A 13,881-nucleotide genomic window follows, 5' to 3' on the forward strand; every position below is an offset into this window, starting at 1 on the left:
CCGACGTGCTACCCGAGGTAGGTGCCGCCGGGCCGCAGCACGCGGTGGATCTCCGCCCAGTCCGGCCGCACCGGGTGCCGGGAGGTGACCAGGTCGAACGAGGCGTCGGGCAGCCGCACCCCGTCGCCGGGCTCGACCACCTCGACCCCGCGGGGACCGAGCAGCTCCCGCGCGCGGTGCGCGTTCGGAGGCCACCCCTCGGTGACGACCATCCGCGGCGGGAGGACCGGGGCCTCGGCGACGACCTCGCCGCCGCCGGTGTCGACGTCGAGCGCGGAGTCGACGCGTGCGAGGCGGTTGGCGAGCAGGCGCGCGTAGCCCCACGGCGGGCGCTCCTCGGTGGCACGGCCGTCGAGCCAGCCGAAGCCCCAGCCGGTGACGTCGGCGGCGACGGCCTCGGCGGCCAGGTCCTCGAACGGGCGCATCGCGGCATCGTCGCACCGCGGCGGGGGCGTGGGCGCGGAGATATCGCCTCCCCCGGTGCGGGGAACGGGCGGCGGCCCCAGCGGGAGTCAGGCCCGAGGTCGCCGCCCGCCGTCATGCGGCGGGCAGGGCCAGCCGGGCGGCACCTCGGGAATCAGCGCCTCGGACGCGGGCTCGAGCCCGGCGTCAGAGGCGCGACGCCAGGACGACGCCCGCCAGCTCTCGCGCCCGCGCGAACGGCCGGTCGAACGTCCCCATCCCGACGGTGACGATCGCCCCTTCGTAGACCAGCATCAGCGCCCGCGCGGTGTCCTCGGGCTCCCGTACCCCCGCCTCCCGGCACAAGTCGGCCAGCAGCCCGACCTGCCACGCCTTCTCTGCGGCGACCTCCGCGAGCACGGCGTCCCCGTCGCCCGCGGACGACTCCGCCCGGGCGTTGATCGCGCTGCAGCCGCGCGGGCTGTTCGCCGTCGACCAGGACTCCGCGGCGTCGAACACCGCGAGCACCCGGTCGGGCCCGGGCGTCGGCACGCGGTCCAGCGTGGCGAGCAGGTGCGCGCGCCACCGCGCGTCGCGCTCCCGCAGGTAGGCGACGACCAGGGCCTCCTTGGACCCGAACCGGTCGTAGAGGGTCTTCTTGGTGACCCCGGCGGCCTCGGCGATCGTGTCGACGCCGACGGCGTGGATGCCGCGCTCGTAGAACAGGTCCGACGCGGCGTCGAGGACGCGGCGGGCGCCGGGGGTGAGCGGGGCGGCGGGCTCGGGCGTGGCCATGCGGCGAGTATACCGATCGGTCTACCCGTGCGGACGGGTGCGGCGGCCGCGGCCGAGGCAGCCGTGCGCGACGCCGTCCGGGGCGGGCGAACGGGTGAACGCCGCCGAGTGCCGCCGCCGGCAGCGGTGCAGCCCCTACGGTACGGACGACCGCATCGATCGTGCGGTCGACCGCCCCCGAGGAGCAGCCGTGCGCCACGCACCCGGCGACGCCGCCCACCGCGCCCCGCGACTGCGCACCTCTCTCCGGGGTCGCGTCCGCTCGAGCGAGGGCTGGTCCGTGGTCGTCGTGGACCGCCTCACGATCCGGTACTCGGACGCCGTCGGCGACGTCGACGTGAGCGCGGAGGCCCGGGGCGGCAGGCGCACCGGCGACGAGCTGTATGCCGAGTCGCTCGCGCACCTGCCGTGCGAGCGGGCCGACCTCGTCGTCGCACGGGTGCGCGAGGCCTTCGCGCGCGCGGGATGGCACCTCCGGGTCAACGGGTGAGGCGCCGTCGGGCGAGCCTGACCGGGAGGCGCCGGCGGTTGCTGCGGAACGGCCCGCTCGCTTGGTTGCTCGGGGGCTTCTGGGTCGGCATGTGCGCACTCGCCGTCGGGCTGGAGGCGAGGGCTGCGCCGGTCGCGGCGTCGGTCGCGGGTGCCCTGGGCGTCGCGCTCCTGGTGCGGATGGTGCTGATGGGCGTCTCCTGGGATGGGCGGGAGCTGCGGTGCGTCTCGTGGCTGGTGACCCGCCACGTCCCTGCCGACGACGTGACCGCGGTCCGGGTGGTGGGCTACTCGGGCTTCGCCAACCGGTTCAGCGAGTCCCGGATGCTGTCGGTGCTCGTCGTGGAGCGGGCCTCGGCGCGATCGGTCGTGCTCCGGGGCACAATCGCCCGTGCCGCGACGGCGAAGGCTGCCGCGCGGGACATCGAGGGTGCTGTGCTCGGCAGGGTCGGCGCTGCGCGGGACGCGGCCCCGAGGGGGATGTCGGCGGACGCGCGGGCGCTGGTGCGCGAGACGCAGGCGGCGCTCGCGGCGGTCGACCGGGCGTTCGGGAGCCCGGCTGACACCACCGACACGGACTTCGAGGCCGCCGTGGAGGCGGACTCGCTCCAGGCCGCGGTGGCCGGGGGTCTGTCCCGGTCCGGCATGCGCACTTCCGGCGTCCTGTTCGGCAAGGAGTCGTGCCGCGAGCTCCTCCGCCGGACCGACCTGCGGCCCGCGCAGCGCGAGGCGGTCGCCGAGATGCTGGCCGTGCTGGAGCGCTGGTAGGCGACGCCGCGGGCGCCGGGCGCCGGTCGTCCCGCGTCCGGGGGCGCGCCAGTAAACAGGTCTGTATAGTCCCACGCCATGAGTAAACAGGTCGGTCTACTCGCGCCCGTGCTCGTCGGTGTGGCCGCCATCGGCTTCGTCGCGTCCTGGAGCTCCGGCTTCGTCATCGCGAAGGTCGCGACGGTCGACGCCCCGCCGCTGACCCTCCTCGTCTGGCGGTTCGTCCCGGTCGCGGTGGCCCTGGTGGTGGTGACGCTCGCGACCGGGGCCGCCCGCGCCGTCCCGCCCGCCGACCTGCGCCGGCAGGCGGTGATCGGGCTGTTCGCGCAGCTCGGCTACGTCGTGCTCGTGTACGCCGCGATCGCCGCGGGCGTGGCGACGGGGACCACGGCGCTCATCGACGCGGTGCAGCCGCTGGTGGTCGCGACGCTCGTCGGGCCGCTGCTCGGCCTGCGGGTGCGCGGCGCGCAGTGGGCCGGCCTGGCCGTCGGCGCGGTCGGGGTGCTGCTCGTGGTGCGGTCGCAGCTCGGCGGGTCGCAGGCGCCCGCGGCGGCGTACCTGCTGCCGCTCGCCGCGATGGCGTGCCTCGTGGCGGCGACGTTCCTCGAGCGCCGGTCGCCCTCGCGGCCGCCGGTGCTGGTCGTGCTCACGGTGCAGGTGGTGGTGACGGCGGCGGCGCTGCTGGTCGCGGCGGCGGTCGCGGGTGAGCTCGCGCTGCCGGCCGACGGCGCGTTCTGGGTGGCCACGGCGCTGGCCGCGGTGTTCCCGACGCTCGTCGCCTACGGGCTGTACTGGTGGCTGCTGCGCCGGATCGGGGTGACGGCGCTCAACGCGCTGCTGTTCCTGGTCGCGCCGGCCACCGCGGCGGCGGGCGCCGTCGGGCTGGGGGAGTCGCTGACCGCGGTGACGGTCCTGGGGTTCGTGCTGTGCGCGGCCGGGGTGGCCGTGGTGCTGGCGGTCGAGGCGCGGGCCGCGCGGGCGGCGGCACCCGCGCCCGCGCCCGTCAACGCCGCCGCGCAGCCCGTCCCGCCCCGAACGGGCCCCCGAACACGATCGTGATCCCCAGGACGAACCCGAAGTCGTACCAGTTCCCCGAGTTGAACACCTCGTACGGCGAGACGGTCCGGGTGAACAGCGACACGATCCAGGTGACCGGCAGGATGATCCCGTGCCAGAGCCCGAGCCAGAACCCGGCCGGCTCCTCGGCCCCGGGCGGCGCCTGACCGACGTCGGGGTTCACGCCCGCGGCGCAGGCGGCGAGCAGCAGCACGGTCGCGGCGGCGACCCCGACGGCGAGAGCGATCCGGGTGCGCGGCCTGCGGCGGGTCTCCATGCCGGTCATCGTGGCAGTGCCCCTCGCAGCCCGGGCCCCCCGGGTCGGCACCGGGGTCAGGCGCCGGTGCTCTCCCGGGCGCGCACCGTGTGCGGCGCCGTCACCTCCACCGCCGGGGTGTCCGGGTCCGAGATCCGCGCGGCGATCCGCGCCACCGCCTCGCGGGCGATGAACGGCGTGTCCAGCGACACCGTCGACAGCGTGGGGCGCGAGTACCGGCCCTCCTCGATGTCGTCGATCCCGATGACCGCGACGTCCTCCGGCACCCGCAGCCCGGCGTCGAACACGGCGCGCATCGCGCCCATCGCCAGCAGGTCCGAGTAGCAGAAGATCGCGTCCGGCCGGTCGGGCAGCGCGAGGAGCGACGCCGCGGCGGCGTACCCGTCGGCCCGCCGGTAGTGCGCGGCGGCGCGCAGCAGCGCGGGGTCGACGGCCAGCCCCGCCGCGCGCAGCGCCCGCTCGTACCCGGTGGTGCGCTGCTGCGGCGTCGCGTACGACTCCTCCGGCTGCGCCCCGATCGCGGCGATCCGGGTCCGCCCGACGGCGACGAGGTGCGACACCGCGTCGGCTGCGGCCTGCACGTTGTCGATCGCCACGTGGTCGTACCGGCCGTCGAAGTCGTGCTCCCCGAGCAGGACCAGCGGCATGGTCGACGAGCCCTGCATCTCCAGCAGCTCGGACCGCGTGACCAGGGGGCTGAACAGGACGCCGTCGAACAGCATGGTCCGGTCGGCGCCGGTGAGGAGCTGCCGCTCGCGCTCGTGGTCGTGGCCGGTCTGGTCGACCATCACGCGGTAGCCGAGGTCGGCGGCGGCGTTGATCACCTCGCGGGCGAGCTCGGCGAAGTACGGCAGGTCGATCTCGGGGACCACCAGCGCGAGCACGCCGGTGCGGCCGGTGCGCAGGGTGCGCGCGACGGGGTTGGGGCGGTAGTCGAGCTCCTCGATCGCGGCGAGCACGCGGGTGCGCATGCGCTCGCTCACGTGGGTGTACCCGCTGACCACGTTCGACACGGTCCGCACGGAGACCTGGGCGTGCTCGGCGACGTCGCGCAGGGTCGCGGCCATGCCACCTCCTCGTCGTGGGTGAAGCCCAGCATAGGGGTCTTGCAACGTGTGCAAAGAAGGTCTAGTTTGCACACGTTGGCAAAGACGCAAGCCGGACCCGTCGACGCCCCGCCCGCCCCGCGGCGTCGACGCCCGATCGCACAAGGGAGTGCCGATGCACCCGACCCACCCCGCCCGGCGAGCCCGCCGCGGACGCCCGATCGCCCTGGTGGCGACCGCGCTCGCCGCCGCGACCGCCCTCGCCGCCTGCGGCCCGTCCATCTCCGGCGGCTCCGGCGACGGCTCCGACGGCGGCAGCAGCGCCGCGGCCGACGCCGACCGCCTCCAGGCCCCGAGCGGCGACAGCCCCAGTGGCGAGATCACCATCTGGGACCGCTCCGGCGACCTGTTCAACGTCTTCGACGCCGTGATCGACGACTTCAACGAGGTGTACCCGGACATCGTGGTGCACCACGAGGCGGTCGACATCGACGCGAAGCTGCAGAACACGCTCATCACCGAGACCGACGTCCCCGACGGCGTGTTCCTCGACGACGCCAAGGTCGCCGGGTACGCGGACTACCTCTGGGACCTCACCGACGTCCTCGAGCCGTACACCGACGACATCGCGCCGCAGAAGATCGACGTGAACTCGCTCGACGGCGGCATCTACGGCGTCCCGTTCGACCTCGACCCCGGCCTGCTGTTCTACAACGCGACCGCGCTCGAGGCGGCGGGCGTCGACGTCACGCAGATCGCGACCTACGACGACCTGCTCGAGGCCGCGCGGCAGTACCAGGCCGCCGTGCCGGGGTCGAAGCCGATCCACCTGGAGCAGAGCGCGTTCCTCGGCCAGCTGCAGCTCGAGATGTACGCGAGCCAGCTCGGCACGTCGATCGCCGACGAGGACGGCGAGCTGCGGCTCGACTCCGACGCCTACCGGCAGATCCTCGGCTGGCTCGACACCGTGCAGACCGAGGGACTGGGCACCCGCGCCGAGTACCTGTCGCCCAGCGACGTCGGCCCGCTGGAGAGCGGCCAGCAGGTGTTCTACCCGTGGGCGATCTGGTTCTCGTTCGCCCCCGAGCAGCAGCTCACCCAGACCTCCGGCGACTGGCGGGCCATGCCGCTGCCGGCGTGGGAGGACGGCGGGGCGCGGTCCGGCGCGATGGGCGGCTCGTCGTTCGTGCTGCCGAAGGCCGGGGAGAACGCAGAGCTCGCCTGGCTGTTCTACGAGTTCCTCATGTACGACGAGGCCGGCTACTCGGCGGTCTGGGGCCCGAACGACACCTACCCGAACGGCCTCGCCACCTCGATCCCGGCCTACGCGCCGGCCGCCGACCCCGACAAGCCGCTGTTCGGCCCCGTGGCCGGGCTCGGCGACCAGGACCTGTGGACCACCGCGGTCGAGGCCGGGTCCGAGATCCCCGGCGGCGCGCCGACGCCGTCGTGGTGGGCGGGCGCCGTGGACTACCTAGGGACGAACGTGCAGCGCATGCTCGACGGCGAGCTCACGCCGGACCAGGTGATCGAGCAGTCGACCGCGGACATCCAGGCCAACCTCGTGGACCGGCAGTGACCGCTGCCGCCACCACGGCACGCGTCGCGGCCCGGGGCAGGAGGCGCCCGCACCTGCCCCGGGCCGTGGCCCCGTACGTGTTCGTCGCCCCGTTCGTCGCGATCTTCGTGGCGTTCAGCGTCTACCCGATGCTGTTCACGCTGCGGCTGTCCTTCACCAACTGGCGGGGGAGCGGGGCGGCGGAGTGGGTCGGGCTCGGCAACTACACCTACCTGCTCGGCAACGAGGCGTTCTGGTCGTCGCTCGGCAACTCCGCCGTGCTGTGGCTGCTGATCGTGCCCGTGCAGATGGCGCTGGCCCTCGTGGTCGCGGTGCTGCTCGACAACGCGAAGACCCGGATGCGCGGCTTCTACCGGATCGCGTTCCTGGTGCCGTTCGTGACGCCGCTGGTGGCGGTCGCGCAGATCTGGGTCGTCGTGTTCGACCGGGACTACGGCGCGGTCAACGGCCTGCTGAACCTGGTCGGGCTGCCCGACGTCGGCTGGCTGACGACGACCCAGTGGGCCAAGCCGACCCTCGCGCTGCTGTTCGGCTGGAAGACCACCGGCTTCATCGTCGTGATCCTGCTGTCCGGGCTGCAGTCCATCGACGGCGCGGTCTACGAGGCCGCCTCGATCGACGGGGCGTCGCCGGTGCGGCGGTTCTGGAGCATCACCGTCCCGCTGGTGCGCCGCACGCTGATGTTCTCCGTCGTGCTGCAGACGCTCGCGGTGTTCCAGATGTTCGCCGAGCCGTTCGTCGTCACCGACGGCGGGCCCTACGGCTCGACGACCACCGCCGGCCTGCACCTGTACGACCACATCAACCGGGCCGACCTCGGCACCGGCGCGGCCAACTCGTTCCTGCTCGTGATCATCGTGATGGCGCTGTCGCTGGGGTTCGTGCGGCTGCTCCGGTCGGAGGACTGATGACCGCCACCGAGACCCGTCCCGTGGGCTCCGCCCCCCGGTCGCCTCGGCGTCCCGTCGACCCGGGGACCGCCCCGGCCCGCGGGCCCCGCCGCCGCTGGGCCCCCGGCCCGCTCGGCACCCAGGCGTTCCTGCTCGTGCTGGCGCTCGCGTTCCTCGCGCCCGTGGTGTGGGCGCTGGTGTCCGCGTTCAAGCCCGCGACCCAGATCGTCGGCGACCCGCTCGGGCTCGACCCGTCGTCGCTGACCCTGGAGAACTTCCGCCGGATGTTCGCGGACGTGCCGATCGGTCAGGGGTTCCTCAACACCGCCGTCGTGCTGGTCGCCAAGGGCTCGCTGACCCTGTTCTGCGCCCCGCTCGCCGCCTACGCGTTCGCCAAGTACACGTTCCGCGGCCGGGACCTGCTGTTCGGCACCGTGCTGATCACGCTGATGCTCCCGACGATCGTGCTGATCATCCCGCTGCTGCTGGAGATGAAGGAGCTCGGCTGGGTCAACACGTACCAGGCGCTGATCCTCCCCGGGGCCGTGGACGCGTTCGCGATCTTCTGGATGCGCCAGGTGATCGCGGCCGTCCCCGACGAGCTGCTCGACGCCGCCCGCGTCGACGGCTGCACCGAGTTCGGCATCTTCTGGCGGATCGTCCTGCCGGTGATCCGGCCGGCGCTCGCCGGCCTCGCGGTGCTGACCGTCATGAACATCTACAACGACTTCGTCTGGCCGGTCGTCGCCGCCTCGTCCTCGCGGATGGCGACGCTCCAGGTCGTGCTGTCGACGCTCGCGCAGAACATCACCGGCAACCGGATCGGCGCCGACTACGCCACCGTCACCGGCGAGCTGCTGGCGGCCGCGTCGATCGCGCTGATCCCGCTCCTGCTCGTCTTCATCGCCCTCCAGAAGCACTTCATCAACGGCATCCTCGCCGGAAGCGTCAAGGGCTGACCTCCGCTTCTCCTCCGAAAGGCCCCGCACGATGACCGCAGCCCTGCCCGGCGCGCCCGCCACGCCCGCCGTCCCCCGCACTGCGCCCTCCCACCCTTCACTTCCCCGCCCCGAGTACCCGCGCCCCGACCTCGACCGGTCCGACCGGTGGGTCCCGCTCAACGGCACCTGGGACCTGGACCTGCCCGACGGCACCGTCCCTGTCGTGGTGCCGTTCGCCTGGGAGACCGCGGCGTCCGGCGTCGCCCGCACCTGGCTCGAGCACGCGACGTACCGCCGGTCGATCACCGTCCCCGCGGACTGGGCCGGGGCGCGCGCGCTGCTGTGCTTCGGCGCGGTGCACCACAGAGCTGTCGTCCGGGTCGACGGGGCCGAGATCGCCGAGCACGTCGGCGGGCACACCCCGTTCGAGGTCGACCTGACCGGGATCCTCGCGCCTGGCGCCACGGGGGTGCTGGAGGTCGAGGTCCACGCCCCCGCCGACAAGCGGTCGATCCCGCACGGCAAGCAGCGGTCGGTCCCCCGCGACGACTACGACGGCGTCTCCTTCACGCCGACCTCCGGCATCTGGCAGAGCGTGTGGCTGGAGGCGCGCGGGTCGACCTACGCCGCGTCGGTCGCGGTGCGGGGCGACTCGCTCGCGGGCTTCGAGGTGACGGTGGCGCTCGCGGGATCGGCGGCCGCGGGGGCGGCGGTGGAGGTCGAGGTCGTCGAGGGGTCGGCCGCGGGGGAGCGGGTCTCCCTCGTGGCGGGTGCCGACGGCGTCGCGCGCGGCCGGCTCGACCTCGCCGAGCCGCGGACCTGGAGCCCCGCCGACCCGCATCTGTACGTCCTGGCCGTGTCGACCGAGGACGGCACGCCGGGCGACGCCGACGCGGTCCGGGTGACGGCGGGCCTGCGCCGCGTCGAGACGGCGGGCGAGCACCTGCTGCTCAACGGCGAGCGCCTCTACGTCACCGGGGTCCTGGATCAGGGCTACTGGCCCGGCACCGGCCCGACCGCGCCCGACGAGGCCGCGCTGCTCGCCGACCTGGAGCTCGCGCGGGACCTCGGCTACACGCTGGTGCGCAAGCACATCAAGCTCGAGGACCCGCGCTGGCTGCACGCCGCCGACCGGATGGGCATGCTCGTCTGGGCGGAGCCGCCGGCGCCGAGCCGGTTCAGCGCCGCCGCGGCCGCGGCGTTCGAGGCGCAGCTCGCGCCGATGGTCGAGCGGGACGGCAACCACCCGTCGATCGTCATCTGGGGGCTCTACAACGAGGAGTGGGGCCTGGACTGGGACATCCCGGGGTCGCCCGAGCGCGCCGAGGCGGCGACCCGGGCGTACGACCTGCTGCGGTCGCTCGACGACACCCGCCCGGTGGTGGAGAACTCCGGCTGGGCGCACGTCCGCACCGACCTGGTCGACTGGCACTACTACGACGAGGACCCGGCGACCTGGGCGGCGAACCTCGCGGCGCTCGCGGACGGCACCCGCGAGGACTTCCCGGTGAAGCTGGGGCCGGACTTCGTCGTCGACAAGTCGTTCTACGGCTCGGCGTCGTTCCCGCGCACGGGCGTGCCGGTGCTGAACAGCGAGTACGGCGCCGGGTTCACGTCGCTGGAGCGCGGCTGGCACCTGCGCTGGCAGACCCAGGAGATCCGGCGGCACGACCGGTTCGTCGGCTACGTCTACACCGAGCTCACCGACGTCGAGCACGAGATGGCCGGCCTGCGCGACGCCGACCGGCGGCCCAAGGACCTCGGCGGGGTCGACCCGCGGGACGTGAACGCGCCCACGACGCTGGTGCTGGACCTGGTCCCGGCGCACGCCGGCGGGGACATCCCGGTGCCGTCCGGTCCGCTCGACCTCGACGTGCACGTGTCGCACCACGGCCCGGCGCCCCTGCTCGGGCGGGTGCGGGCGGCGTGGGTGCCGGCGGGGACGCCGTTCGGTTCCGCTCCGGTGGCGTCCGCCGCCGAGTCCGAGCCCGTGAAGGCGGAGCCGTACGTGCTGAGCGGAGCCGTGCGCGTGACGGTGCCGTCGCCCGGCGCCCTGCCGGCGGCGCGGCTGCACGTCTGGCTCGTCGACGAGGACGACCGCGTGCGCGCCCGGGCCTACGTCGACGCGGCGCCGATCGAGCCCCCGAACCGCCGCGGCGCACGCGTGACCCCGGCGACCCCGCACGCCTGACGCGGCCGGGGCCACCGAGACTGCAGAACCGGACTGTGCGCGCGGGGCGTGCTGCAGTCCGGTTCTGCAGTCTCGGCGCACGCGCGGCGTCCGGACGGGTGGCGCTCGGCGCACCGGGGCGTCGCGGAGTCGGAGCCGCCGTTACAGTGCGTCACGTGACCTCGTTCTACGACGACCCTGACGCCGCGATCGAGCGCGTCCAGGCCGACATCCGCGCCGCTCAGGAGCGCGCCGTCAAGGCCGCCGAGGTGAAGGACGCGCTCGACCGCCTCCGCGGCCGGGCGCGCAGCCCGCGGGGCGAGGTGACCGCCGAGGCCGACCCGTCGGGCCAGCTGGTCGACCTCCAGCTCGCCGACGCCGCGACCGACCTCGCGCCCCGCGACCTGGCGGCGCTCATCGTCGAGACCGTCCGCGCCGCGGGCCGGGACGCCGGGCGCCAGGCGCTCGCGGTCACGGCCGACGCGTTCGGCGAGGAGTCGGCGGTGACGGAGCACCTGCGGGCCGAGCTCGCCGGCCGGCTGCGGTGACCGCGTGAGCGGGGGCTTCGAGGTCGACACCGAGGTGCTGCGGCGCCACGGCACGCGCGTCGGCCAGGTGGCCGGCGACCTCGGCACCGCGCAGGCGGCCGCCGGTTCCGTCGACCTGCACGGCGGCGCGTTCGGCGTCCTGTGCTCGTTCCTGCCGGGCATCGTCTCGGGCGTCGACAGCGCCGCCCGGGACGCCGTCACGGCGATGCGCGAGGCCGCCGACGGCATGATCACCGAGCTGGGTGCGATGGCGCGCTCGATCGACGAGGCCGACCAGCGCGTCGAGGCCCGGATGCAGACGATCGCCCGGGCGCTCGACCGGTGACGGCCAACCCGCTGGTCGCCGGCCCGGTCGACACCTCGACCGCGTTCGGCGGCTCCGGCCTGCTCGACTCCGTGACCCAGCTGTCGGCGTCCCTGCAGTCGGGCGACTGGCTCGCGGCGGGGCTCTCCGGGGTCGGCGTCGCGCTGGACACCGCCGCCGCCGTCATGGACCCGCTGGGCTCGCTCATCGCCGCCGGGCTCGGCTGGCTGATGGAGCACCTGGAGCCGCTGAAGGGCTGGCTGAACGACCTGACCGGCGACGCCGGTGCGGTGCTCGGGTTCGCCGCCACGTGGGAGAACGTCGCGACGGCGATGAACGGCGCGGGCGACGAGCTCAACCGCATCGTGGCCGCCGACCTCGAGGCCATGTCGGGCGCCTCGGTCGTCGCGTACGCAACCTACGCGAACAACCTCGCGGACCGGGTGCGCGCCGGGGGTGGATCCGCCTCGGCGATGGCGTCCGCCCTGCGCACGTGCTCGACCGTCGTCCAGGTCGTGCACGACCTGGTCCGGGACACGCTGGCGCAGCTCGTCGGCTCGATCATCTCGTGGGCCGCGGAGCTCGTCCTGACCGTCGGTCTGGCGACGCCGTACGTGGTCTCGCAGGTGACGACTCGGGTGTCGTCGCTGGCCGTGCGGGTCGGGCGCTCGGTGACGGACCTGCTCACCTCGGCGAAGTCGCTGAAGGGGCTGCTGGAGGCGATGAAGGACGTGCTCGCGCGGCTCGCCTCGGGCGTGCGGGGGCGGTTGCCCGGTGGGAGCGGGGCGCCGTCGGCGCCGCGGGTGCCCGATGCGCCGTCGGTGCCGGCGCGCAGCCCGCTCCCGGACATCAGCGACCTCGACGCGCTCCATCCCAAGAACCCGGGCGGCGACCTCGACGCCTGGTCCGACGCGGTCGCGGCGCGGCACCCGACGCTCGAGCCGGACGAGGTGCGCAACATCTACCGGTACACGACGGACGAGGGCTACACGGAGATGAACGGCTACCTCCGCAACCCCTCCGCCTACGCGGCTGAGGACGCGGCTCGGATCCAGAGCGAGGTCGACGCGGCTGTGTCCGGCATGGGAAAGCTGCCGACGCACGGCGAGACCACGTTCCGAGGCACCCGCATGCCCGACGACGTGCTCGCGCAGTGGCAGCAGCCCGGCAACCACGTCAGCGACCCGGCGTTCTGGAGCACGTCCACCGAGGCGCGTATCGCCGAGGAGTTCCGGCTGCGAAACGGCGGCAACGCGTTCATCACCGTCGAGGGACGGAGCGGGGTGGACCTCCAGCCGCTCTCGCACTTCGGGAGAGAGGCAGAGATCCTGATGCCACCGGGCACGGTGTTCGAGGTGCGTGACGCCCAGCTGTTCGGCGAGGGCGCCTCCAGCTTCTGGTCGTTCGTCGGACGTGAAGTGGCACGATGAGCCGGATGGACGACGCGACGCAGGACCCCCGGCCGGATCCGCGCACCTGGAGCTCCGACGACCTCGACGGGCTCTCGCCCGACGAGCGCAGGCGACAGGTCGAGGCGCTGCTGCGGCGCGCGCTCGAGGAGAGCTCGGAGCGTGTCGGAGAGCTGCGCCCGGGGGACATCAGCGACCGCAAGGGCGCTCTACCCACGGTCACCGAGCTGGTGTCGACGCCGGAGGAGCGCGCCGCACGCGCGGAGCAGGACCGCCGCCGATGAGCAGCCCGCTGAGCAGCTTCCTCGACGCCATCGCCAAGCTCCCCGAGTTCAACGGCATCACCTTCCGCGGGCTGGCGGCCGGCGAGCCGCTGCCCCACGCCGTCGGCGTCCTCGCGGGCGTCGTCTCGTCGTCGCGCAGCGCGCGGGTCGCGACGGAGAACTTCTCCGCGGCCCGGCTGCTCGTCCTGCTCAACCGGACGGGCCGCAGCATCGCCGAGTTCTCCGAGCGCCCCGGGGAGGGCGAGGTCGTCGTCCGCCCCGGCACGGTCTGGCGCGCGCTGATCGAGGTCACCGTCACGGGCACCGACGTGCCCGTCCTGGTGCTGGAGGAGCTGGACCCGTCGGGAACCACGCCGGCGCCGACCGAGTGGGGCGACACCCTGGACGAGCTCGCGACCCGGGTCGTGCGCCTGGTCCAGCAGGGACTGGCCACGGACGCGGTGCCCGTCGCCGTGCCGGGCAAGTACGTCGGGCCCTGGCCGACGCAGCCGCTCCCGGCGCAGAGCGGCCCCGCGGCGTCGCGCTGAGCACAGGCGGAGGGACGACGGCGCGCCAGACGTGGCGGCTCCGCCCGCGGCGTGGGCGCCCGACGGCGCCGGCGTGCGCCCACCGCGGACGCACGCCCGGACGCCAGTTCGCGTCCGCCGGGCGTCACCGTGTACACAGTGCGTATGAGCGGGGTCCTGGTCTACGCCGACAAGATCGACGAGAACGCGGCGGAGGTCCGCTACGAGGTCCGCCGCGACCAGCCGGACGGCCAGGTCGACGGCGTCCTGGTGATCGAGACCTCGGGCGACCGGAACACCTGGCACGTCGAGGGCAGGAACGCGTCCAGCGCGCTGGCCGGCCTGGTCGTCGGCCGCGCGGTCCGGCACCGCGGCGAGCAGGGCGCCTGGCCCGACCGGGTCGCGCAGCAGTAGCCC

The 13,881-nt window shown here is 74.4% G+C and carries 17 protein-coding genes; 13 read left to right on the forward strand and 4 right to left on the reverse strand.

Annotated features, from left to right (window positions below; all coding sequences use genetic code 11):
- Positions 1–8: 8 nt before the first annotated feature.
- The gene (locus tag AC3WUG_RS00575; RefSeq protein WP_492325849.1) at positions 9–425 is read right to left on the reverse strand and encodes a class I SAM-dependent methyltransferase; all 417 of its coding nucleotides are present in this window, start codon (positions 423–425) and stop codon (positions 9–11) included.
- 184 nt (positions 426–609) lie between these two features.
- The gene (locus AC3WUG_RS00580) at positions 610–1,197 is read right to left on the reverse strand and encodes a TetR/AcrR family transcriptional regulator (RefSeq protein ID WP_492325850.1); all 588 of its coding nucleotides are present in this window, start codon (positions 1,195–1,197) and stop codon (positions 610–612) included.
- A 190-nt stretch (positions 1,198–1,387) separates the two neighbouring features.
- Between AC3WUG_RS00580 and AC3WUG_RS00585 the strand changes: the two genes are divergently transcribed.
- The 3 genes from AC3WUG_RS00585 to AC3WUG_RS00595 all read left to right on the forward strand — a co-directional run bounded on the left by AC3WUG_RS00585 (position 1,388) and on the right by AC3WUG_RS00595 (position 3,513).
- Positions 1,388–1,687, forward strand: a complete 300-nt coding sequence (locus AC3WUG_RS00585; protein ID WP_492325851.1) for a hypothetical protein — start codon at positions 1,388–1,390, stop codon at positions 1,685–1,687.
- A 38-nt stretch (positions 1,688–1,725) separates the two neighbouring features.
- Positions 1,726–2,454: a hypothetical protein gene (locus tag AC3WUG_RS00590; protein WP_492325852.1), complete on the forward strand. Its 729-nt coding sequence runs from the start codon at positions 1,726–1,728 to the stop codon at positions 2,452–2,454.
- Positions 2,455–2,532: 78 nt separating this feature from the next.
- Complete coding sequence (locus AC3WUG_RS00595) at positions 2,533–3,513, forward strand: DMT family transporter (protein WP_492325853.1); 981 nt, start codon at positions 2,533–2,535, stop codon at positions 3,511–3,513.
- Here AC3WUG_RS00595 and AC3WUG_RS00600 read toward each other — a convergent pair.
- On the reverse strand, positions 3,458–3,787 hold the full coding sequence (locus AC3WUG_RS00600) for a hypothetical protein (protein ID WP_239195114.1): 330 nt from the start codon (positions 3,785–3,787) through the stop codon (positions 3,458–3,460). The two genes, AC3WUG_RS00595 and AC3WUG_RS00600, sit on opposite strands and share 56 nt — an antisense overlap.
- A 56-nt stretch (positions 3,788–3,843) precedes the next feature.
- The gene (locus AC3WUG_RS00605; RefSeq protein WP_492325854.1) at positions 3,844–4,854 is read right to left on the reverse strand and encodes a LacI family DNA-binding transcriptional regulator; all 1,011 of its coding nucleotides are present in this window, start codon (positions 4,852–4,854) and stop codon (positions 3,844–3,846) included.
- Between the two features lie 154 nt (positions 4,855–5,008).
- Between AC3WUG_RS00605 and AC3WUG_RS00610 the strand changes: the two genes are divergently transcribed.
- The 10 genes from AC3WUG_RS00610 to AC3WUG_RS00655 all read left to right on the forward strand — a co-directional run bounded on the left by AC3WUG_RS00610 (position 5,009) and on the right by AC3WUG_RS00655 (position 13,878).
- The gene (locus AC3WUG_RS00610) at positions 5,009–6,412 is read left to right on the forward strand and encodes an ABC transporter substrate-binding protein (RefSeq protein WP_492325855.1); all 1,404 of its coding nucleotides are present in this window, start codon (positions 5,009–5,011) and stop codon (positions 6,410–6,412) included.
- On the forward strand, positions 6,409–7,320 hold the full coding sequence (locus AC3WUG_RS00615; protein WP_492325856.1) for a carbohydrate ABC transporter permease: 912 nt from the start codon (positions 6,409–6,411) through the stop codon (positions 7,318–7,320). The genes AC3WUG_RS00610 and AC3WUG_RS00615 overlap by 4 nt, the downstream gene beginning before the upstream one ends.
- On the forward strand, positions 7,320–8,261 hold the full coding sequence (locus AC3WUG_RS00620; RefSeq protein ID WP_492325857.1) for a carbohydrate ABC transporter permease: 942 nt from the start codon (positions 7,320–7,322) through the stop codon (positions 8,259–8,261). The genes AC3WUG_RS00615 and AC3WUG_RS00620 overlap by 1 nt, the downstream gene beginning before the upstream one ends.
- Positions 8,262–8,292: 31 nt before the next feature.
- Entirely contained in the window at positions 8,293–10,434 is a 2,142-nt protein-coding gene (locus AC3WUG_RS00625; protein WP_492325858.1) for a glycoside hydrolase family 2 protein, read from the forward strand.
- 155 nt (positions 10,435–10,589) lie between these two features.
- Positions 10,590–10,961 carry a YbaB/EbfC family nucleoid-associated protein gene (locus AC3WUG_RS00630; protein ID WP_492325859.1) on the forward strand — a complete coding sequence of 124 codons (372 nt, stop codon included), beginning with the start codon at positions 10,590–10,592 and terminating at the stop codon, positions 10,959–10,961.
- 4 nt (positions 10,962–10,965) lie between these two features.
- Positions 10,966–11,286: a type VII secretion target gene (locus AC3WUG_RS00635; RefSeq protein ID WP_492325860.1), complete on the forward strand. Its 321-nt coding sequence runs from the start codon at positions 10,966–10,968 to the stop codon at positions 11,284–11,286.
- Positions 11,283–12,695, forward strand: coding sequence for an ADP-ribosyltransferase (locus AC3WUG_RS00640; protein ID WP_492325861.1), 1,413 nt, complete (start codon positions 11,283–11,285; stop codon positions 12,693–12,695). Before AC3WUG_RS00635 ends, AC3WUG_RS00640 begins: the two co-directional genes overlap by 4 nt.
- 5 nt (positions 12,696–12,700) lie before the next feature.
- Positions 12,701–12,958 (forward strand): hypothetical protein, encoded by a 258-nt coding sequence (locus tag AC3WUG_RS00645; protein ID WP_492325862.1) that lies wholly within the window; start codon positions 12,701–12,703, stop codon positions 12,956–12,958.
- Complete coding sequence (locus tag AC3WUG_RS00650) at positions 12,955–13,485, forward strand: hypothetical protein (protein ID WP_492325863.1); 531 nt, start codon at positions 12,955–12,957, stop codon at positions 13,483–13,485. Before AC3WUG_RS00645 ends, AC3WUG_RS00650 begins: the two co-directional genes overlap by 4 nt.
- 144 nt (positions 13,486–13,629) lie before the next feature.
- Positions 13,630–13,878, forward strand: a complete 249-nt coding sequence (locus AC3WUG_RS00655; RefSeq protein ID WP_147795687.1) for a hypothetical protein — start codon at positions 13,630–13,632, stop codon at positions 13,876–13,878.
- Positions 13,879–13,881: the final 3 nt, after the last annotated feature.

The organism is Cellulomonas sp. EB106-03-03-XG116, from assembly GCF_058792015.1.